The sequence below is a fragment of the Pseudomonas sp. W15Feb9B genome, from assembly GCF_000828175.1.
Taxonomy (GTDB): Bacteria; Pseudomonadota; Gammaproteobacteria; order Pseudomonadales; family Pseudomonadaceae; genus Aquipseudomonas; species Aquipseudomonas parakoreensis.
On sequence record NZ_JTKF01000010.1, the window covers coordinates 43,511 to 63,631 of the forward strand.

General features: G+C 58.6%; 17 protein-coding genes. 13 read left to right on the plus strand and 4 right to left on the minus strand.

The features are described 5' to 3' along the window. Positions 1-23 precede the first annotated feature (23 nt). Complete coding sequence (locus OC71_RS07425) at positions 24-1,160, plus strand: DUF3298 domain-containing protein (protein WP_041066497.1); 1,137 nt, start codon at positions 24-26, stop codon at positions 1,158-1,160. A gap of 3 nt (positions 1,161-1,163) precedes the next feature. On the opposite strand, the gene OC71_RS07430 is transcribed toward OC71_RS07425, so the two are convergent. Continuing rightward, positions 1,164-2,147: a hypothetical protein gene (locus tag OC71_RS07430; RefSeq protein WP_041066499.1), complete on the minus strand. Its 984-nt coding sequence runs from the start codon at positions 2,145-2,147 to the stop codon at positions 1,164-1,166. Positions 2,148-2,408: 261 nt separating this feature from the next. Here OC71_RS07430 and OC71_RS07435 point away from each other — a divergent pair, with 261 nt between their 5' ends. Then, positions 2,409-3,221 carry an HNH endonuclease gene (locus OC71_RS07435; protein ID WP_041066501.1) on the plus strand — a complete coding sequence of 271 codons (813 nt, stop codon included), beginning with the start codon at positions 2,409-2,411 and terminating at the stop codon, positions 3,219-3,221. Here the strand turns inward: OC71_RS07435 and OC71_RS26975 are convergent. The 3 genes from OC71_RS26975 to OC71_RS07450 all read right to left on the minus strand — a co-directional run bounded on the left by OC71_RS26975 (position 3,187) and on the right by OC71_RS07450 (position 6,158). Next, a complete protein-coding gene (locus OC71_RS26975; RefSeq protein WP_084234155.1) occupies positions 3,187-3,747 on the minus strand; it encodes a Bro-N domain-containing protein in 561 nt (186 codons plus the stop codon). The genes OC71_RS07435 and OC71_RS26975 overlap by 35 nt on opposite strands. A 346-nt stretch (positions 3,748-4,093) precedes the next feature. After that, on the minus strand, positions 4,094-5,344 hold the full coding sequence (locus OC71_RS07445; RefSeq protein ID WP_003227292.1) for a ribonucleotide-diphosphate reductase subunit beta: 1,251 nt from the start codon (positions 5,342-5,344) through the stop codon (positions 4,094-4,096). Positions 5,345-5,897: 553 nt separating this feature from the next. Further along, positions 5,898-6,158 (minus strand): DUF2790 domain-containing protein, encoded by a 261-nt coding sequence (locus OC71_RS07450; RefSeq protein ID WP_003227290.1) that lies wholly within the window; start codon positions 6,156-6,158, stop codon positions 5,898-5,900. Between the two features lie 475 nt (positions 6,159-6,633). Between OC71_RS07450 and acs the strand changes: the two genes are divergently transcribed. From acs to astD, 11 genes are all read left to right on the plus strand, one after another. After that, positions 6,634-8,589, plus strand: a complete 1,956-nt coding sequence (gene acs / locus OC71_RS07455) for an acetate--CoA ligase (RefSeq protein WP_041066505.1) — start codon at positions 6,634-6,636, stop codon at positions 8,587-8,589. Positions 8,590-9,320: 731 nt separating this feature from the next. Continuing rightward, complete coding sequence (locus tag OC71_RS07460; RefSeq protein ID WP_027612633.1) at positions 9,321-10,094, plus strand: ABC transporter substrate-binding protein; 774 nt, start codon at positions 9,321-9,323, stop codon at positions 10,092-10,094. A gap of 91 nt (positions 10,095-10,185) precedes the next feature. Beyond that, on the plus strand, positions 10,186-10,875 hold the full coding sequence (locus OC71_RS07465) for an ABC transporter permease (RefSeq protein WP_003227287.1): 690 nt from the start codon (positions 10,186-10,188) through the stop codon (positions 10,873-10,875). Beyond that, positions 10,872-11,570, plus strand: coding sequence for an ABC transporter permease (locus OC71_RS07470; RefSeq protein WP_041066510.1), 699 nt, complete (start codon positions 10,872-10,874; stop codon positions 11,568-11,570). The genes OC71_RS07465 and OC71_RS07470 overlap by 4 nt, the downstream gene beginning before the upstream one ends. Before the next feature lies 1 nt (position 11,571). Then, a complete protein-coding gene (locus OC71_RS07475; RefSeq protein WP_041066513.1) occupies positions 11,572-12,684 on the plus strand; it encodes a M14 family metallopeptidase in 1,113 nt (370 codons plus the stop codon). A 27-nt stretch (positions 12,685-12,711) separates the two neighbouring features. After that, the gene (locus tag OC71_RS07480; protein ID WP_003227281.1) at positions 12,712-13,476 is read left to right on the plus strand and encodes an ABC transporter ATP-binding protein; all 765 of its coding nucleotides are present in this window, start codon (positions 12,712-12,714) and stop codon (positions 13,474-13,476) included. A 246-nt stretch (positions 13,477-13,722) separates the two neighbouring features. Continuing rightward, positions 13,723-14,715, plus strand: a complete 993-nt coding sequence (gene argR / locus OC71_RS07485) for a transcriptional regulator ArgR (RefSeq protein ID WP_041066519.1) — start codon at positions 13,723-13,725, stop codon at positions 14,713-14,715. A 410-nt stretch (positions 14,716-15,125) separates the two neighbouring features. Continuing rightward, positions 15,126-16,346, plus strand: a complete 1,221-nt coding sequence (locus tag OC71_RS07490) for an aspartate aminotransferase family protein (RefSeq protein ID WP_041066522.1) — start codon at positions 15,126-15,128, stop codon at positions 16,344-16,346. 203 nt (positions 16,347-16,549) lie between these two features. Further along, a complete protein-coding gene (aruF, locus tag OC71_RS07495; RefSeq protein WP_025112905.1) occupies positions 16,550-17,569 on the plus strand; it encodes an arginine/ornithine succinyltransferase subunit alpha in 1,020 nt (339 codons plus the stop codon). Positions 17,570-17,620: 51 nt separating this feature from the next. Beyond that, positions 17,621-18,646 (plus strand): arginine N-succinyltransferase, encoded by a 1,026-nt coding sequence (gene astA / locus OC71_RS07500; RefSeq protein WP_027612638.1) that lies wholly within the window; start codon positions 17,621-17,623, stop codon positions 18,644-18,646. Next, positions 18,643-20,112, plus strand: coding sequence for a succinylglutamate-semialdehyde dehydrogenase (gene astD, locus OC71_RS07505; protein WP_174377357.1), 1,470 nt, complete (start codon positions 18,643-18,645; stop codon positions 20,110-20,112). Before astA ends, astD begins: the two co-directional genes overlap by 4 nt. Positions 20,113-20,121 lie beyond the last annotated feature (9 nt).

The following is a 20,121-nucleotide window of genomic DNA, read 5'->3' on the forward strand; positions in this document are numbered from 1 at the left end:
CTCATTCACTCAGGGATCGATCCATGCTCAAGGGACTGCTGCGCCTGGCGCCATACGCTGCGGCGCTGTTCACACTGATTTCCACCGCCCATGCCGAAGATGGCCGGCGCGTGTTCACCGGTACGCTGGGCAAGATGCCGATTGTGGTGGAGCTCAACACCATGCAGCAGGACGAAGTCACCGGCCGCTACTTCTACGAGAAGTATCACCGCGACCTAGAGCTCAGTGGCTCGCTGCAGGACAGCACGTTGAACCTGGTTGAAGGCAACAACCGCTATGACGACGACAAACCGCTGCCCACCCTGAAGTTGAAATCCATCGCCAATGGCTGGCAGGGCGAATGGCAAAACCCCAAGGGCAAGAAGCTACCGGTGCAACTGACCGAAGCCAAACTTCCTGCGCCGAGCGCAACTACGCTGCCCTTTATTGCCACTTTGCCGAAGAGCGATCCCTACGAGTATTTGCGCTTACAGGGACTCAAGCTCAAACCGGAGAAGAAAGAAAACTTCATGGGCTACGACCTGCAATGGTGGACGGAGCCTGAGTCAAAGATATCGTTGTTCAGTGTCGAGTCCGGCTATACGAAAGAAGAGCAGCAGCGGATTAATAACCACCTGCTCGGACGGCTCTGGACTGAAGTCATCGACTATCACCGCTGCATGATGGATGGCGGGGAATATGCCGAGTTCGATCAAGGGGCTGCCCCCGAGTTTCTCTCGCCCGACGTGGTCAGCCTGGACATCTCCACCGGTTACAGCTGCGGCGGCGCCCACCCGGATTTCGGCAGTTCGCCAATCAACCTCGACGTCCACACCGGCGAATTGTTGAAACTCAAAGATGTGCTGTGGATTGGTGAACCGAATAGCGCGGTCACCGAATACGATCAGATGAAAGTCATGGCGCCGTGGCTGGTCAAACAGTTCACCACGCTCTATCCCGAAGAGATGAAGAAGCCCGCCGAAGACGATGGCAACTGCGATTACACCGATGAAAGCGTCTGGGGTTATTCCAACTGGCACTTCACACCGAAGGGTATTTACCTGGGCGCTTACTTCGCCCGTTACCAACGTAACTGCGACAACCCTGATTGGTCAGTGCTGCCGTACTCGCTGGTCAACCAGCACCGTGGCGCAGCCAAACTGCAATTGCCCAAAGGCTAACCGTCACGCCAACCCCGGCGCCTCCCGCACAACGAAGTGATCCAGGTTCTCGATGTTGGCACTGAACACCCCGAACGTCTGTTCGGGGTTCTTCTTGCTCGGCACCTGCTTCAACTCCGGCGTCACGCCATAGAAGAAACAGAACAACTCCTTGTCGCTGTCGATCGCATGCTTGATCTCTTCCAGAAACGCCTTGCGCTTGCGGTAGTTGTCGATCAACTTCTTGCTCAAGTACACGTTTACCGAATACGGCTTCTTCTTCGCCTCATCCGCCTGCTTGAACCAGACCTTCTGCTCGAAGTCGATGCGAAAACTCTGGGTGTAATCCTTGATCTCCTTGATCTTGCCCCAGTAAATCAGCCCCTTGTTGTCCGTCAGATACTCAATCTTCTTGAAGAACGAGCCATAAGGCGCCGTGTGCTCGCCGATCTTCAACGGCATGCGCTTGAGCAACTCCTTGTCGGCGAAGTTCGACACAAAACACTCCACCGGATGCGCAAACACACTGGTCTTGTCCGGCGCGGTCTCACGCCCCGGCGACTCCTTGGAACTCACCTGCGCCACCCGCACCGGATCATCCCGCAACACATCCGCCGCCCCCGCAGGCGTAGCAGGCTTGCGCACATACTCACGCCGCGTCAGCAACAACTCCGATGGGAAGTGTTCCTCGCGAGCGTCATCCGTTTCGCCATCCGCCGACTCAACGCCAGATGCCGACGCCTTCAAACTCACATACGGACAACCTGCTACATGCTGCGTACCGGGCAAGTTCTTGAAGTGCGGCGTGCGCACGTAATTCACATTCTTGGCGTTGAACGTGCCCAACTCGTTGGAGGCATCAAACGCCGAACGACAGGCATCGTTGGGGCACTGGAAGTGTTCCTTCGCAGAATCGAACGCCACCGTCTCATCGAAATTGAGATCGCGAACGTCATAGATCGACAACTTGTCGTCGAGACTGAGGCAGTAGGCGAGATCGAATTTCATGGCAGGGCTCGGATCCTTGAGTGGGGGAGGGGTATTAATAGCGGGAGGCGCGTGGTGGTGCACCTACTAATTCTTTTTTTGGTGCAGTGATGCGGTCATTTTCTAGGCTCCGTCAAAGCAATTTAAGAGCGAGAGGTGGAACACATGTCTCACCGAAAGGCTGAAAACTTGGCTTGAGTCAGTTGTGAGAGCTTTCTGTAAGTCGTGTAGGACTTTTCTCTAGATTTGGTAATCTCTAGCCTCTGATAAGAGGATGAGTTGATGCCAGCCGTAATTGCCGAGAATGATTTGTCAAAATGGGCCGATCAAACTGGGGTTCTCTACCACTTCCCGAAGCGGTACAAGGAAATCCTTGTCCAGGGAACAGAAGTTCTCTACTACAAGGGGAAACTGAAAAATAAGGCTTTTGCAGCATTACGTTTGAGTTCTGCACCTCATTATTTTGGTTTGGCTCGGATAGGGAGGGTGTATGCAGACAAGAACAGTAAGCGAGGAGACCTGTTTGCCTCCATTGAGGATTTTCGTCAGTTTGAGTCGGCAATCCCAATAAAGCTCGAGGGGGAGTACCTTGAGCAAATTCCCTCAAATCTAAAGAACAATTACTGGCGTAACGGTGTTCGGTCCATTGATCAAACTGTGTTCGACCGGATCTCATCCAATGCTGTGCTGACGCAATCGCAGGCAGATGACTTCAGCCAGGTTGACGGTACAGAGGATTTTGAAACCGTAATCGTTGGTACTGAAGGTAAAAAATCCACTTATTACGGTGTGAGATACGAGCGTTGTCCCAAGCTTAGACGTCAGGCTATCGCTATTCATGGTCTTCTATGCAAAGCATGTGATTTTGACTTTGAGAAAGCCTATGGGGAGCACGCGAAGGGCTTCATTCATGTGCATCACGTGAAGCCCATTTCCGAATTTGAAGAGGAACAGGTTGTCGATCCAGTGACTGACCTTGTTCCTCTCTGTGCAAATTGCCACGCAATTGTTCATAGAAAGCCTCAGCAATTACTGAGTGTTGAGCAATTGAAAGGGCTTCTCAACGGTCGCTGGGTTTTCGATGATTTGACCTAAGTGAATGTGCAGATAACTGCAACGTATTTACGACCCGCCGCCACCAAGGATTAGCTTCGACCGTTCGTCGTCGCGGCTGATCATTTAACAGGTAAGGCATATCCCGAAGCCGAATCCAGCCCTCATCCTGCCAATGCAGCAAACTCAAAGACATCTCCGGCCAATCCAACAAGCTCAACATTGGCCGATTCGAATCTCCTGAATCCCCAGCATCGCGCAATGTCGGCACCACCTCGTTGGTCAGCCACTCACGCAACAAACGATTTCCCGGAACGTAGTGATAGACCAACAGCGCATACACCCCGGATTCACTAAGCATCAGCTGCTGTTCTGGCTCTCGAAAGTACTCAATCCACAAGACGCGACGCTGATCGTTATCCAGCTTGTTGACCACCCGATCATTCAGATGGAAACCCATCAAGCGGCCGACATCGCGAGCGGAGAACCAAGGCTGGTTTTCTAATAGAAGGGCATGGAGAGAAAGGTTGTGGCGAGAGAACACCATTACCGGGAGCGGATCAGACATATCTAGACCTCTACGTTAGATTTTGGGAGGGCCTGACCCCAACGTAGAGCGGACTTAAGAAATCCCAACGAGCAGAGCAGTTGTCACCGACGAATTACACGTCTGTGTCACTGACCGAGCTTTCTACGTTGGGCGTTTCTTAGGCACCTTTGATAGAGCTTAGTAGTGCTTGTAGCGGGCTTCAATGGGACGCAGCTGTAAGTGCTGTAGGAGATTGAGCGCTGTGACGTAGGCGTAAAAAACGATTACCAATCGTCCATAAAAAAGCCCCGATCAAATCGGGGCTTTTGATTTCTCGACTTTTCGACTCAGGCAGCAATCGTCAAAATCGTGCCAAGCGAGACCATTAGTCCCAGCTCAACGCCCCACCAGTCTGATACTCAATCACTCTCGTCTCAAAGAAATTCTTCTCTTTCTTCAAGTCCATGATCTCGCTCATCCAAGGGAACGGGTTAGTGGTCCCTGGGTACTCTTCTTTCAAACCGATCTGCGACAAACGACGGTTAGCGATGAACTTCAGGTAGTCCTCCATCATCGCCGCGTTCATGCCCAGTACGCCGCGAGGCATGGTGTCGCGGGCGTATTCGATTTCCAGCTGCGTACCCTGCAGGATCATCTGGGTCGCTTCTTCCTTCATTTCGGCATCCCACAGGTGTGGGTTTTCGATTTTGATCTGGTTGATCACGTCGATGCCGAAGTTCAGGTGCATGGATTCGTCGCGCAGGATGTACTGGAACTGCTCGGCGACGCCGGTCATTTTGTTGCGGCGGCCCATGGAGAGGATCTGGGTGAAACCGCAGTAGAAGAAGATGCCTTCCAGTACGCAGTAGTAGGCGATCAGGTTGCGCAGCAGTTCTTTGTCGGTGTCCGGGGTGCCGGTTTCGAACTTCGGATCGGAGATCGAGCGGGTGTATTTCAGGCCCCAGGCTGCCTTTTTGGCGACCGACGGGATCTCGTGGTACATGTTGAAGATCTCGCCTTCATCCATGGCCAGCGATTCGATGCAGTACTGGTAGGCGTGGGTGTGGATCGCCTCTTCGAAGGCCTGGCGCAGGATGTACTGGCGGCATTCCGGGTTGGTGATCAGGCGGTACACGGCCAGCACCAGGTTGTTGGCAACCAGGGAGTCGGCGGTGGAGAAGAAGCCGAGGTTGCGCATCACGATGCGGCGCTCGTCGTCGGTCAGGCCTTCCGGGTTTTTCCAGAGGGCGATGTCGGCGGTCATGTTGACTTCTTGCGGCATCCAGTGGTTTGCGCAGCCGTCCAGGTACTTCTGCCAGGCCCAGTCGTACTTGAATGGTACGAGTTGGTTGAGGTCGGCGCGGCAGTTGATCATGCGCTTTTCGTCAACGGCGACGCGGGCGGAGGCGCCTTCGAGTTCAGCGAGGCCTTCGGCGACGTCGAGGGAATCCAGTGCAGCCTTGGCGCGGGCCACGGCGGCCGAGTCGTCGGCGGTCACGGCGCGGGCTTCCAGCGCTGCGGCACCGCCGGCGCTATCGAGGCGGTCCATGTTGGCTTCAGTAGCGTGGCCGGCGTTGGCGCCTTTCACGGTTGCTACTTCACTGTCTTCTTTGTCGAATTCGTCCCAGCTCAGCATGACGTGTCGTCTCCTGCGTGAGGGCCTGTCGCCCCGTGTGAAACCTGATTGGTGGTTTTTTCACACGGTCGTACAGACCGCGTTGGATCTTAAGGAATCGTTTTTTGCGGCAGCCAAGGCAGGCAATAAAACAGAATTTTGTACGGGTTTCCGAGAGCCTCTGACGGGCGCAGATCAGCGTTGACGCTGCTGCGGGGCTTCAGAATGGCTTTTGCTCCCTGTAAGGGAATATTGCTGACCCGATTAGGGCGGCATTATAGGGAAAAAAACACGGCTGTGCTGAGGCGAATCCGCGCATGGCGCGGTCGAGGAGGCTGGTTTTTCGATGAGAGTGCGGGTTTACAGGGCTTTGCCGGGGATAGATTTTTTTTCGTAAAAATCTCGCGATTGTGGAATTGCTCAAAAAACGAACAAAAAAACCGTGTTTTCACTACATCTAGTGTTTTGCAAGCATTTTTGACGACTCCAGACACAACTGAGCCCGACCGAAGCCGGGCTGGAATCGACCCTCAAATGAGGCGTTGAGCGATCCGATTCGGTGCAGTCTCGATCATCAATTGGTGCAACCGTTACCCATCACGCTGTAACGCAGGATGTGACGCTGACCCTTGGAGTCGTCGTACTCCATTTTCATCGGAACAACTTCGCAGACGTTTGGAACTTCGCTCATGGACACTACGTTGGCGATGTCCAGGTGGGTCGAGTAAGTGTATTCCTCGATAGCCGGTTGTTGCTGTGCGACATCAGTCGGGACCTCGTCTGCCATGGCGGTTGCGCACAGACTGCTGAGGGCCAGAACCAATAAAGCTTTCATTTCAGATTTACCTTTTTGAGGTCGAGTGGGGTCACGCAACCTTTTTAGGGTTGCGTGTGGAACTTCATCATTTGCAGTTATTACTTGAGAGCTGGATTAACGGCCTTCGTGGGGGCTGTAACGTTGTTAATCGCGTTTGCCTTGTCGGCGAGGTGGATTTTAGGGAGGTGGGGTGGGGGTAAACAGGTGGGGTTTTGATAAACACTTTTCGCGGTTTTGGTAACAATCGGTCGAAATTGCCTGGGGCCAGGTTTGCCGGTGATCCGTTTTGCCTGAATATCCGAGTCGCCTGAATCGCTGGCAAGCCAGCTCCCACAGGGGTTGTGGAGTATTGGAACAAGCAGCGCAGGGCATGCGTCAGGGGTAACTGGATGTTTTGTAGGGGCTTGTTACTACCATCGTCGAATGGTTCTATGGGCCCGGCCCGGCTACAACGGGGTCATACAAAAACAACTATTCCACCGAGGTAAGAAAGATGAGTGCGGCTTCTCTGTATCCCGTTCGTCCCGAGGTTCTGGCCAATACGCTGACTGACGAGGCGACCTACAAAGCCATGTACCAGCAGTCGGTCGTCAACCCCGACGGTTTCTGGCGCGAGCAAGCCAAGCGCCTCGACTGGATCAAGCCTTTCACCACGGTGAAGCAGACTTCCTTCGACGATCACCATGTCGACATCAAATGGTTCGCCGACGGCACCCTGAACGTTTCCTACAACTGCCTCGACCGTCATCTGGCCGAGCGCGGCGACCAAGTCGCAATCATCTGGGAAGGCGACGATCCTTCCGAAAGCCGCAACATCACCTACCGCGAATTGCACGAGCAAGTGTGCAAACTGGCCAACGCCCTGCGTGGTCAGGACGTGCACCGCGGCGACGTGGTGACTATCTATATGCCGATGATCCCTGAAGCCGTGGTCGCCATGCTGGCCTGTACCCGGATCGGTGCGATTCACTCGGTGGTGTTCGGTGGCTTCTCGCCGGAAGCGCTGGCGGGGCGGATCATCGACTGCAAATCGAAAGTGGTGATCACCGCTGACGAAGGCATTCGTGCCGGCAAGAAGATCTCGCTAAAGGCCAACGTCGACGACGCGCTGACCAACCCGGAAACCAGCAGCATCCAGAAAGTCATCGTGTGCAAGCGCACCGGCGGCGACATCAAGTGGAACCAGCATCGCGACATCTGGTACGAAGACCTGATGAAAGTGGCGGGCACCGTCTGCGCGCCGAAAGAGATGGGCGCCGAAGAAGCGCTGTTCATCCTTTATACCTCCGGCTCGACCGGCAAGCCGAAGGGCGTGCAGCACACCACCGGCGGTTATTTGCTGTACGCGGCGATGACCCACGAGCGCGTGTTCGACTACCGTCCGGGCGAAATCTACTGGTGCACCGCCGACGTCGGCTGGGTCACCGGCCACAGTTACATCGTCTACGGCCCGCTGGCCAATGGCGCGACCACACTGCTGTTCGAAGGCGTGCCGAACTACCCGGACATCACCCGGGTGGCGAAGATCGTCGACAAGCACAAGGTCAACATCCTCTACACCGCACCGACCGCGATCCGCGCGATGATGGCGTCCGGCACCGCTGCCGTTGAGGGCGCGGATGGCAGCAGCCTGCGTCTGCTCGGTTCGGTCGGCGAGCCGATCAACCCGGAAGCCTGGGACTGGTACTACAAGAATGTCGGCAAGTCGCGTTGCCCGATCGTCGATACCTGGTGGCAGACCGAAACCGGCGGCAACATGATGAGTCCGCTGCCGGGGGCGCATGCACTGAAGCCGGGTTCGGCGGCACGTCCGTTCTTCGGCGTGGTACCGGCGCTGGTCGACAACCTCGGCAACATCATCGAGGGCGAGGCCGAGGGCAATCTGGTGATTCTCGATTCGTGGCCAGGTCAGGCGCGTACGCTGTATGGCGATCATGACCGTTTCGTCGACACTTACTTCAAGACCTTCCGTGGCATGTACTTCACCGGTGACGGTGCGCGGCGTGATGCCGATGGTTACTACTGGATCACCGGGCGCGTGGACGACGTGCTCAACGTTTCCGGCCACCGCATGGGTACCGCCGAGATCGAAAGTGCGATGGTCGCCCACCCGAAAGTCGCCGAAGCGGCGGTGGTCGGTGTGCCGCACGACATCAAGGGGCAGGGCATTTATGTCTACGTCACCCTGAAGAATGGCGAAGAGCCGAGCGAGCAACTGCGCCTGGAACTGAAGAACTGGGTGCGCAAAGAGATCGGCCCGATTGCCTCGCCGGACGTGATCCAGTGGGCGCCGGGGCTGCCGAAGACGCGTTCGGGCAAGATCATGCGGCGGATTCTGCGCAAGATCGCCACGGCGGAATACGAAGGGTTGGGGGATATCTCGACCCTGGCGGATCCGGGTGTGGTGCAGCATTTGATTGATACGCACAAGACGATGAATGTGGCTTAAGCCTCTCTGATGCATTGAAAAGCCCTGTCCGGTGATGCCGGGCGGGGCTTTTTTGTGTCAGGTGGGTTTGTGCTGGCTGTGCCGGCCTCATCGCTGGCAAGCCAGCTCCCACAGGTTTCCGAGGTGTGAACGGGATTTCAATCTTAATCGAAATCCCTGTGGGAGCTGGCTTGCCAGCGATAGCCATCTGTCAGACGCCGCAGTATTCCCCTGTCAGAAACCCAAACCACCCAACCAATAATTATCGATCTCCCCCGTAAGACATTTCCCGCTGTTACCGCCTGCCTTCCACGTAACCGAATGTGTAACCGCCCGCGTCAAACCGGGGCAAAGGGAAACGCATCGCCCCGTTTTAGAGCCTCAAAATCCCCGGTGAAAAATAAGACCCAACGCTGCGCTTGCCGGATTAGAAGGGTTTGCGAATAATAGGCCCGCAATTTGCAGCATAGATCGGTTCACTGTCTTTCGCTCTTGCATGAATTTGCAAGGCTGTCAATGCGCTCAAGCGGGTTTCTCTGTGCATCTGTAATTAGTTGTCGCATTGAAGAAATATCGGCTTCGGGCCTGTCGTTAGAATGCCGATCACTCGCTCATCGTGGCTGACGTTGAAACCCCTGGTGGTTTCACCGGGAAATTCCCACCGATGCTGCACCGCTTTCCCGATTCACCCATTCGCATATTGGGCTGTCGCTCACTCTGCCGTTTTTGCCCTTTACCGATGGAGTCCCAAGATGAAGAAACTTGTGCTGCTTGGCGCCCTGGCACTGTCCGTGCTGTCGCTGAATTCCTTCGCTGATGAAAAACCTCTGAAGATCGGTATCGAAGCGGCTTACCCTCCGTTCGCTTCCAAAGCGCCGGATGGCAGCATCGTTGGTTTCGACTACGACATCGGCAATGCCCTGTGTGAAGAAATGAAGGTCAAGTGCCAGTGGGTCGAGCAAGAGTTCGACGGTCTGATCCCGGCACTGAAAGTGCGCAAGATCGACGCGATCCTGTCGTCCATGTCGATCACCGAAGACCGCAAGAAGTCCGTGGACTTCACCAATAAGTACTACAACACCCCGGCCCGTCTGGTCATGAAGCAAGGCACCGTTGTCAGCGACAACCTGTCCGAGCTCAAAGGCAAGAACATCGGTGTGCAACGTGGTTCGATCCACGAGCGTTTCGCCCGTGAAGTCCTGGCCCCGCTGGGTGCCGAGATCAAGCCATACGGCTCGCAGAACGAAATCTACCTCGACGTGGCCGCCGGTCGTCTCGACGGTACCGTGGCGGACGCCACCCTGCTGCAGGACGGCTTCCTGAATACTGATTCCGGCAAAGGCTTCGCCTTCGTTGGCCCGCAGTTCACCGACGTCAAATACTTCGGCGACGGCGTAGGCATTGCTGTGCGCAAGGGTGACGCGCTGAAAGACAAGATCAACGCGGCCATCGCGGCCATCCGTGAAAACGGTAAATACAAAGCTATCCAGGACAAGTACTTCGCCTTCGATATCTACGGCAAGTAACACGTCTCTGCGACAAGTCAGAAATGGCGCAAGCAACAGGATCTCTGCGGTTTGCGCCATTTTTTCATCCCAACTTTCGAGGACCTGAATCATGTTGAAAGGCTACGGGGCTGTCATCCTCGATGGCGCATGGCTGACGCTTCAGCTCGCCTTGTCGTCCATGGCCCTGGCCATCGTTCTCGGGCTGATCGGGGTCGCGTTGCGCCTGTCGCCGATTCGCTGGCTGGCGTGGCTGGGCGATCTGTATTCCACGGTGATCCGCGGGATTCCCGACCTGGTGCTGATCCTGCTGATTTTCTACGGCGGTCAGGACTTGCTCAACCGCGTCGCGCCGATGCTTGGCTATGACGACTACATCGACCTGAACCCGCTGGCCGCCGGTATCGGCACCCTCGGTTTCATCTTCGGCGCCTACCTGTCGGAAACCTTCCGTGGTGCGTTCATGGCGATCCCCAAGGGCCAGGCCGAAGCGGGCATGGCGTACGGCATGAGCAGTTTTCAGGTGTTCTTCCGGGTGATGGTGCCGCAGATGATTCGCCTGGCGATTCCCGGCTTCACCAACAACTGGCTGGTGCTGACCAAGGCCACCGCGCTGATTTCGGTAGTCGGTCTGCAAGACATGATGTTCAAGGCCAAGCAGGCGGCAGACGCCACCCGCGAGCCTTTCACCTTCTTCCTCGCAGTGGCGGCGATGTACCTGGTGATCACCAGCGTCTCGTTGCTGGCGCTGCGTCACCTTGAGAAGCGCTACTCGGTAGGCGTAAGGGCGGCTGATCTATGATCTTCGACTACAACGTCATTTGGGAGGCCATGCCGCTGTACCTCGGCGGCCTGCTGACCACCCTCAAATTGCTCGCGCTGTCGCTGTTGTTCGGTCTGCTGGCGGCACTGCCGCTGGGCCTGATGCGCGTCTCCAAGAACCCGATCGTCAACGGCGCCGCGTGGCTCTACACCTACGTGATCCGCGGCACGCCGATGCTGGTGCAACTGTTCCTGATCTACTACGGTCTGGCGCAGTTCGAAGCAGTCCGTGAAAGCTTCATGTGGCCGTGGCTGTCCAGCGCGACGTTCTGTGCGTGCCTGGCCTTCGCGATCAACACCAGCGCCTACACCGCCGAAATCATCGCCGGCAGCCTCAAGGCCACGCCGAACGGCGAGATCGAAGCCGCCAAGGCCATGGGCATGTCGCGCTTCAAGATGTACAAGCGCATCCTGTTGCCATCGGCCCTGCGTCGGGCGCTGCCGCAATACAGCAACGAAGTGATCATGATGCTGCAGACCACCAGTCTGGCGTCCATCGTGACCCTGATCGACATCACCGGCGCGGCCCGTACCGTCAACGCGCAGTACTACCTGCCGTTCGAGGCGTACATCACCGCTGGCCTGTTCTATCTGTGCCTGACCTTCATTCTGGTGAAGCTGTTCAAGCTGGCCGAGCGTCGCTGGCTGAGCTACCTGGCCCCGCGGAAGCACTGATATGGAACGCATCGACCACGTATTGCCGTGGAGCCATCTGGGCAGCGAGCGCAAGATCTCGGTCTTCCGTTTTGGCCAGGGCGAGCGCAAGGCTTACATTCAAGCGAGCCTGCACGCTGATGAACTGCCGGGCATGCGCACCGCCTGGGAGCTGAAAAAGCGCCTTGGCGAACTCGAAGCCCAAGGCCTGCTCAACGGCGTGATCGAGCTGGTGCCGGTCGCCAACCCGCTGGGCCTCGGCCAATTGCTGCAAGGCAATCATCAGGGACGTTTCGAGGCGGGCAGCGGCAAGAATTTCAACCGCGATTTCGTCGAGCTGAGCGCGCCGGTTGCAGCGGCGCTGGCCGAGCGTCTCGGTGACGATCCGCACGCCAACATTCGCCTGATCCGTCAGGCCATGGCTGAGCATCTGGCGGCATTGCCCGAGGCGGGCAGCCAGTTGCAAGGCATGCAGCGCGTGTTGCTCAGCCATGCCTGCACCGCCGATGTGGTGCTGGACCTTCACTGCGATGCCGAAGCCGCGCTGCACATGTATGCGCTGCCGCAGCACTGGCCGCAGTGGCGTTCGCTGGCCGCGCACCTGAATGTGAAGGTCGGTTTGCTGGCGGAAGACTCTGGTGGCAGCTCCTTCGATGAAGCGTGCTCGTTGCCGTGGCTGCGCCTGTCGCGGCAGTTCCCGGACGCGCAGATTCCGCTGGCGTGCCTGGCGACGACTGTCGAGCTGGGCGGTCAGGCCAACACCGACCGCGCCGATGCACTGGCCTGGGCCGAAGGCATTCTGGCGTTCCTCGCCGAGCAAGGCCTGATCACTGGCGAGTGGCCAAAGCCGGCCAATGAACCGTGCGAAGGCATGCCGTTCGAAGGCACTGAATTACTGTTGGCGCCGCACCCCGGTGTGGTGAGTTTTCTGCGTAAACCCGGCGAGTGGGTTGAAGCCGGGGATGAGATTTTCGAAGTGATCGATCCTGTGTCCGATCGGGTCAGCACGGTGTGTGCTGGTACCTCCGGGGTGCTGTTTGCCATTGAACGGCTGCGCTATGCCCAACCCGGTTTCTGGCTGGCCAAGGTGGCGGGGCGCGAAGCGCTGCGTCACGGGCGCTTGCTCAACGACTGACTGACTGTTTTTGTGAGAACCGACCGCATGTACAAACTTGAAGTCCAAGACCTGCATAAACGCTATGGCAGTCACGAAGTGCTCAAGGGCGTGTCCCTGAAGGCGGCAGCCGGCGATGTGATCAGCATCATCGGCTCCAGTGGCTCCGGCAAAAGTACTTTCCTGCGTTGCATCAACCTGCTTGAGCAACCGCACGCGGGCAAGATCCTGCTCAACAACGAAGAGTTGAAACTGGTAGCGAACAAGGACGGCGCGCTGAAAGCCGCTGATCCGAAACAGCTGCAGCGCATGCGTTCGCGCCTGTCGATGGTGTTCCAGCATTTCAACCTGTGGTCGCACATGACCGCGCTGGAAAACATCATGGAAGCGCCGGTCCACGTGCTGGGCGTGTCCAAGGCCGAAGCGCGCGAGAAAGCCGAGCACTACCTGAACAAGGTTGGCGTGGCCCATCGTAAAGACGCGTTCCCGGGGCACATGTCCGGTGGCGAGCAGCAGCGTGTGGCGATTGCCCGCGCGCTGGCGATGGAGCCGGAAGTGATGCTGTTCGACGAACCGACGTCGGCGCTCGATCCGGAGCTGGTGGGCGACGTTCTGAAGGTGATGCAAGCGCTGGCTCAGGAAGGTCGCACCATGGTCGTGGTTACGCACGAAATGGGCTTCGCCCGTGAAGTGTCGAACCAGTTGGTGTTCCTGCACAAAGGTGTCGTGGAAGAGAGCGGCAACCCGCGCGAAGTGCTGGTCAATCCGCAATCCGAGCGTTTGCAGCAGTTCCTCTCGGGCAGTCTCAAGTAATCAGATCTGCCGATATGCACCCAAATAGTGCATGCTTCGCAGCCTGAAGGTTGGCTCCAATCCCCTGTAGGAGCTGCCGAAGGCTGCGATCTTTTGCCCTTGCTTTTGAAAATCAAAAGATCGCAGCCTCGTTTCACTCGACAGCTCCTACAGTGGGAGCTTTGCAGGTTTCGAGATTTGCGTTCATTTACGGGCTAGCATTGGCCCATGCCTTCATCACCGTTCTTCGTTTCGGATTGCCCGCCCATGACTGCCCATCGAATTGGTTTCCTGATTTGGCCCAGCACTAAAGCTCTGACGCTGGCGCTGGCGGAGGAGGCCTTGCGTGTTGCCCAGCGGGTGCATCCGGAGGTGGTCTACGAATTGTCGTTCCTCCAGGCCGAAGCCGTGACAGACGTTGCAGCCGACGGTGCCTGGCAACTGCCGGGCGAGGCCTGGACCGGCAAGCTGGAAAACTTCCAGAAACTCTTTTTGCTCGCCGACGAGCCGCCTACCACTCTGGCCCCGGCCCTCAGCAGCGCACTCAAGCAACTGGTGCGGGCCGGTTGCGTGATCGGTGGTCTGTCGGCCGGTGTCTATCCGTTGGCGCAGCTCGGTCTGCTCGACGGTTATCGCGCGGCTGTGCACTGGCGCTGGCAGGACGATTTCGCCGAGCGCTTCCCGAAAGTCATCGCCACCAGTCACCTGTTCGACTGGGATCGTGATCGCCTGACCGCGTGTGGCGGCATGTCGGTACTCGACCTGTTGCTGGCGGTGCTGGCCCGTGATCATGGGGCAGAACTGGCCGGTGCGGTGTCCGAAGAACTGGTGGTCGAGCGCATCCGCGAGGGCGGTGAACGCCAGCGCATTCCACTGCAGAACCGCCTCGGTTCCAGCCATCCGAAGCTCACCCAAGCGGTGTTGCTGATGGAAGCCAACATCGAAGAGCCGCTGACCACCGACGAAATCGCCCAGCATGTGTGCGTGTCCCGTCGACAGCTGGAGCGGATCTTCAAGCAATACCTCAACCGCGTGCCGAGCCAGTACTACCTGGAATTGCGCCTGAACAAGGCCCGGCAGATGCTGATGCAGACAAGCAAGTCGATCATCCAGATCGGCCTGTCCTGCGGTTTCTCCTCCGGGCCGCATTTCTCCAGCGCCTACCGCAACTTCTTCGGCGCGACGCCACGGGAAGATCGCAATCAGCGACGCAGCAGCAGTCCTTTCGAACTGTCGTCGGTGCCGCCAGAGCGCGGTTGATCCGCGTCCTGTTCAGGGGCGAGCCGAGTGTTTTGCAGCGTCGACCCTGGCCTCTTTCATCTCGCCTTCGTGGGTGTATCGGGTTGCCCGTTTTTTTCGGCGCGTGGGCGGTTGCCTGCGCTGGAAAAGTCCGCCCGGTAAAAACTGCTCTTCAGGGTGATGTGCGGTACCTATATACCGCACTCGCCAATTCGTTCTCGGGTACAAATCAGCAAGCTGCCGCAAACGGCTGCGGCCAGTTAAACTGCGCCTTTGCGACGCTATATGTCGCATTGCCGTAAACCCGGGAAAATCCGGGGTTTGCGCTATAAGAAGTTGTCGCTTGGCGACAAGGCCGGGCTGAAAACTGTCCTTACAATCCCCCCATCGCTCGCCAGTTTCAGGCGGGTGTTCCTCTTCAGGAGACTCCGATGTCCGTTGAGCACGCTGCGGTAGAACGCGCCGATTTCGACCAGGTAATGGTTCCCAACTACGCGCCCGCCGCTTTTATTCCGGTGCGTGGCGCCGGTTCCCGCGTCTGGGACCAGAGCGGCCGGGAGCTGATCGACTTCGCCGGCGGGATTGCCGTTAACGTATTGGGCCATGCGCATCCGGCGCTGGTCGGTGCGCTGACCGAACAGGCGAACAAGCTGTGGCACGTGTCCAACGTGTTCACCAACGAGCCGGCCCTGCGCCTGGCGCACAAGCTGATCGACGCCACGTTCGCCGAGCGCGTGTTCTTCTGCAACTCGGGCGCCGAAGCCAACGAGGCCGCGTTCAAGCTGGCCCGTCGCGTGGCGTTCGACCGTTTCGGCAGCGAGAAGTACGAGATCATCGCCGCGCTCAACAGCTTCCACGGCCGTACCCTGTTCACCGTCAACGTCGGTGGCCAGTCGAAGTACTCCGACGGTTTCGGTCCGAAAATCACCGGCATCACTCACGTTCCTTACAACGATCTGGCCGCGCTGAAAGCGGCGGTGTCCGACAAGACTTGTGCGGTCGTGCTCGAACCGATCCAGGGCGAAGGCGGTGTACTGCCGGCCGAACTGGCTTACCTGCAAGGTGCCCGTGAACTGTGCGACGCGCACCACGCGCTGCTGGTGTTCGACGAAGTGCAGACCGGCATGGGCCGTACCGGCCATCTGTTCGCTTACCAGCACTACGGCGTGACCCCGGACATTCTGACCAGCGCCAAGAGCCTGGGCGGCGGTTTTCCGATTGCGGCAATGCTGACCACCGAAGCGCTGGCCAAGCATCTGGTGGTCGGCACCCACGGCACCACTTACGGCGGCAACCCGCTGGCGTGTTCGGTAGCCGAAGCGGTGATCGACGTGATCAACACCCCTGAGGTGCTGAACGGCGTCAACGCCAAGCACGACAAATTCAAGACCCGCCTGCAGCAGATTGGCGAGAAGTACGGCCTGTTCACTCAGGTGCGTGGCCTCGGTCTGTTGATCGGTTGCGTGCTGAGCGATGCCTGGAAAGGCAAAGCCAAGGACATCTTCAACGCCGCTGAAAAAGAAGGCCTGATGATTCTTCAGGCCGGCCCGGACGTGATTCGTTTCGCACCGAGCCTGGTGGTGGAAGACGCCGATATCGACGCCGGTCTCGACCGCTTCGAACGCGCCGCCGCCGCACTGACGCAAGCCTGATAGACCTTTCGACGCCTGAGGATTCTGGCGTCGAACCCAATTTTGATACCGGGCGAGTTCCATTGTGGGAGCGAGCCTGCTCGCGAAGGCGGCGTGTCAGTCAACATTTTTGCTGACAGATAGACCGCTTTCGCGAGCAGGCTCGCTCCCACAGTATCCGGTGTTTTTTTCAGTAAATTTTTATAAGAGAAAGGAGTGACACCATGCTGGTGATGCGCCCTGCGCAAATGGCTGATCTGGGCGAGGTACAGCGTCTGGCTGCGGACAGTCCGATTGGTGTCACTTCCTTGCCGGATGACGTGGAACGCCTGAGCGACAAGATCGCTGCAAGCGAAGCCTCGTTCGCTGCCGAAGTGAGCTTCAACGGTGAAGAGAGCTACTTCTTCGTCCTCGAAGACACCGCCACCGGCAAACTGGTCGGCTGCTCGGCCATTGTCGCCTCGGCCGGTTACTCGGAGCCGTTCTACAGCTTCCGCAACGAGACCTTCGTCCACGCTTCTCGCGAGCTGAAAATCCACAACAAGATCCACGTGCTTTCGCAATGCCACGACCTGACCGGCAACAGCTTGCTGACCAGTTTCTACGTGCAGCGTGAGCTGGTGGGGTCGCCGTGGGCCGAGCTCAACTCCCGTGGTCGCCTGCTGTTCGTTGCCAGCCACCCGGAGCGTTTCGCCGATTCGGTGGTGACCGAGATTGTCGGCTACAGCGACGAGAACGGCGACTCGCCATTCTGGGATGCAATCGGTCGCAACTTCTTCGACCTCAACTACGCCGAAGCCGAGCGCCTGTGTGGCCTGAAGAGCCGCACGTTCCTCGCCGAGCTGATGCCGCATTACCCGATCTACGTGCCGCTGCTGCCGGATTCCGCTCAGGAAGCGATGGGCCAGGTGCACCCGCGTGCGCAGATCACCTTCGACATCCTGATGCGCGAAGGCTTCGAGACCGATCACTACATCGACATTTTCGACGGTGGCCCGACCCTGCATGCGCGTGTTTCGGGGATCCGTTCGATCGCCCAGAGCCGTGTGGTGCCGGTGAAGATCGGTGAACCGGTCAAAGGTGCCGGGCGCCAGTATCTGGTGGCCAACGCGCAGTTGCAGGATTACCGCGCGGTGCTGCTGGAACTCGATTACGCGCCGGGCAAACCGGTGACCCTGGATCTGGAAGCAGCCGAAGCCCTGGGCGTCGGTGAAGGTGCCAGCGTGCGCCTGGTGGCGGTTTAACGCCTTAGCGAGTTTCACGGGTGGCGAAGGCGGCCCGTTTGAGGAGATAGCATGATTGTTCGTCCCGTACGCAGCAGCGATTTATCCGCGCTGATCGACCTGGCCCGCAGCACCGGCACCGGCCTGACCACCTTGCCGGCCAATGAAGAGCGTTTGACTCACCGAGTCGGCTGGGCCGAGAAGACCTTCCGCGGCGAAGCCGGTCGTGGCGACGCGGACTACCTGTTCGTGCTCGAAGACGACAACGGTCGCGTGGTGGGGATTTCCGCCATTGCCGGCGCGGTCGGTCTGCGTGAGCCGTGGTACAACTTCCGCGTCGGCCTGACCGTTAGCGCCTCGCAAGAGCTGAACATTTATCGCGAGATTCCGACGCTGTTCCTCGCCAACGACCTGACCGGCAACTCCGAGCTGTGCTCGCTGTTCCTGCACGCCGATTACCGCACCGGGCTGAACGGCCGCATGCTGTCCAAGGCGCGCATGCTGTTCATCGCCGAGTTTCCGGAACTGTTCGGCAACAAGATCATCGCCGAGATGCGTGGTGTTTCCGATGAGGCCGGTCGTTCGCCGTTTTGGGAAAGCCTCGGTCGGCACTTTTTCAAGATGGAATTCAGCCAGGCCGATTACCTGACCGGCGTCGGCAACAAGGCGTTCATCGCCGAACTGATGCCGAAATTCCCGCTGTACACCTGCTTCCTGTCGCCGGATGCGCGCAACGTCATCGGTCAGGTGCACCCGGACACCGAGCCGGCGCTGGCGATGCTCAAGAGCGAAGGTTTCAGCTATCAGGGCTACGTCGATATCTTCGATGCCGGCCCGGCCATCGAGTGCGAAACCAGCAAGATCCGCGCGGTGCGCGACAGCGAAGCGCTGGTGCTGGCGATCGGTACGCCGGGCGATGACGCCACGCCGTTCATCATCCATAACCGCAAGCGCGAAGACTGCCGCATTACGGCTGCCCCGGCCCGTCTGGCCGCCGGCACGCTGGTGGTCGATCCGCTGACCGCCAAACGTCTTCAACTCAACGCCGGCGATCAAGTGCGCGCCGTGGCGTTGTCTGCTGCTCGGGAGTCGAAATAATGAATTCGCTATACATCGCAGGTGAATGGCTGGCCGGTCAGGGCGAAGCCTTCCAGTCGCTGAATCCGGTGACCCAGCAAGTGCTGTGGTCGGGGGAGGGCGCCACCGCCGCTCAGGTCGAGTCCGCCGTGCAGGCGGCGCGTCAGGCCTTTCCGGGTTGGGCGCGGCGTTCGCTGGATGAGCGCATCAGCGTCCTCGAGGCTTTCGCCGCGGCACTGAAAAATCACAGCGACGAACTGGCCCGCACCATCGGTGAGGAAACCGGCAAGCCTCTGTGGGAAGCGGCAACCGAAGTCACCAGCATGGTCAACAAGATCGCGATTTCGGTACAGAGCTATCGCGAACGTACCGGCGAGAAGAGCGGCCCGCTGGGCGACGCCACCGCCGTACTGCGCCACAAGCCACACGGTGTGGTGGCGGTGTTCGGCCCTTACAACTTCCCGGGCCACTTGCCGAACGGCCACATCGTGCCGGCGCTGCTGGCCGGTAACAGCGTGCTGTTCAAGCCAAGCGAGCTGACGCCGAAAGTCGCCGAACTGACGGTCAAGTGCTGGATCGAAGCCGGTCTGCCGGCCGGCGTGTTGAACCTGCTGCAAGGTGCTCGCGAAACCGGTATCGCCCTGGCGGCCAACCCGGGCATCGACGGTCTGTTCTTCACCGGTTCGAGCCGCACCGGCAATCACCTGCACCAGCAGTTCGCCGGGCGTCCGGACAAGATTCTTGCTTTGGAAATGGGTGGCAACAACCCGCTGGTGGTCGATCAGGTGGCTGATCTGGACGCGGCGGTGTACACGATCATTCAGTCGGCGTTCATCTCCGCCGGTCAGCGCTGCACGTGCGCGCGTCGTCTGCTGGTGCCGCAAGGCGCGTGGGGCGACAGCCTGCTCAAGCGTCTGGTGGACGTCAGCGCGACCCTCGAAGTCGGTGCGTTCGATCAACAGCCGGCGCCGTTCATGGGCTCGGTGATTTCCCTTGGCGCGGCGAAAGCGCTGATGGATGCCCAGCAACATCTGCTGGCCAATGGCGCGGTGTCGCTGTTGGCGATGACTCAGCCGCAAGCGCAATCGGCCTTGCTGACCCCGGGCATTCTTGATGTGACCGCCGTGGCCGAGCGTCCGGACGAAGAATTGTTCGGCCCGTTGCTGCAAGTGATCCGCTACGCCGATTTCGCTGCGGCGATCGCTGAGGCCAACGATACCGCTTATGGCCTGGCGGCTGGCTTGCTGTCGGATTCCGAAGATCGTTATCAGCAGTTCTGGCTGGAAAGTCGCGCCGGTATCGTCAACTGGAACAAACAGCTGACCGGTGCCGCGAGCAGCGCGCCGTTCGGCGGTGTCGGCGCTTCGGGCAACCATCGCGCCAGCGCTTACTACGCGGCAGATTACTGCGCGTACCCGGTGGCCTCGCTGGAAACCCCGAGCCTGACGTTGCCGGCGGCCCTGACGCCTGGCGTGAAAATGGTGTGATGCCTATCG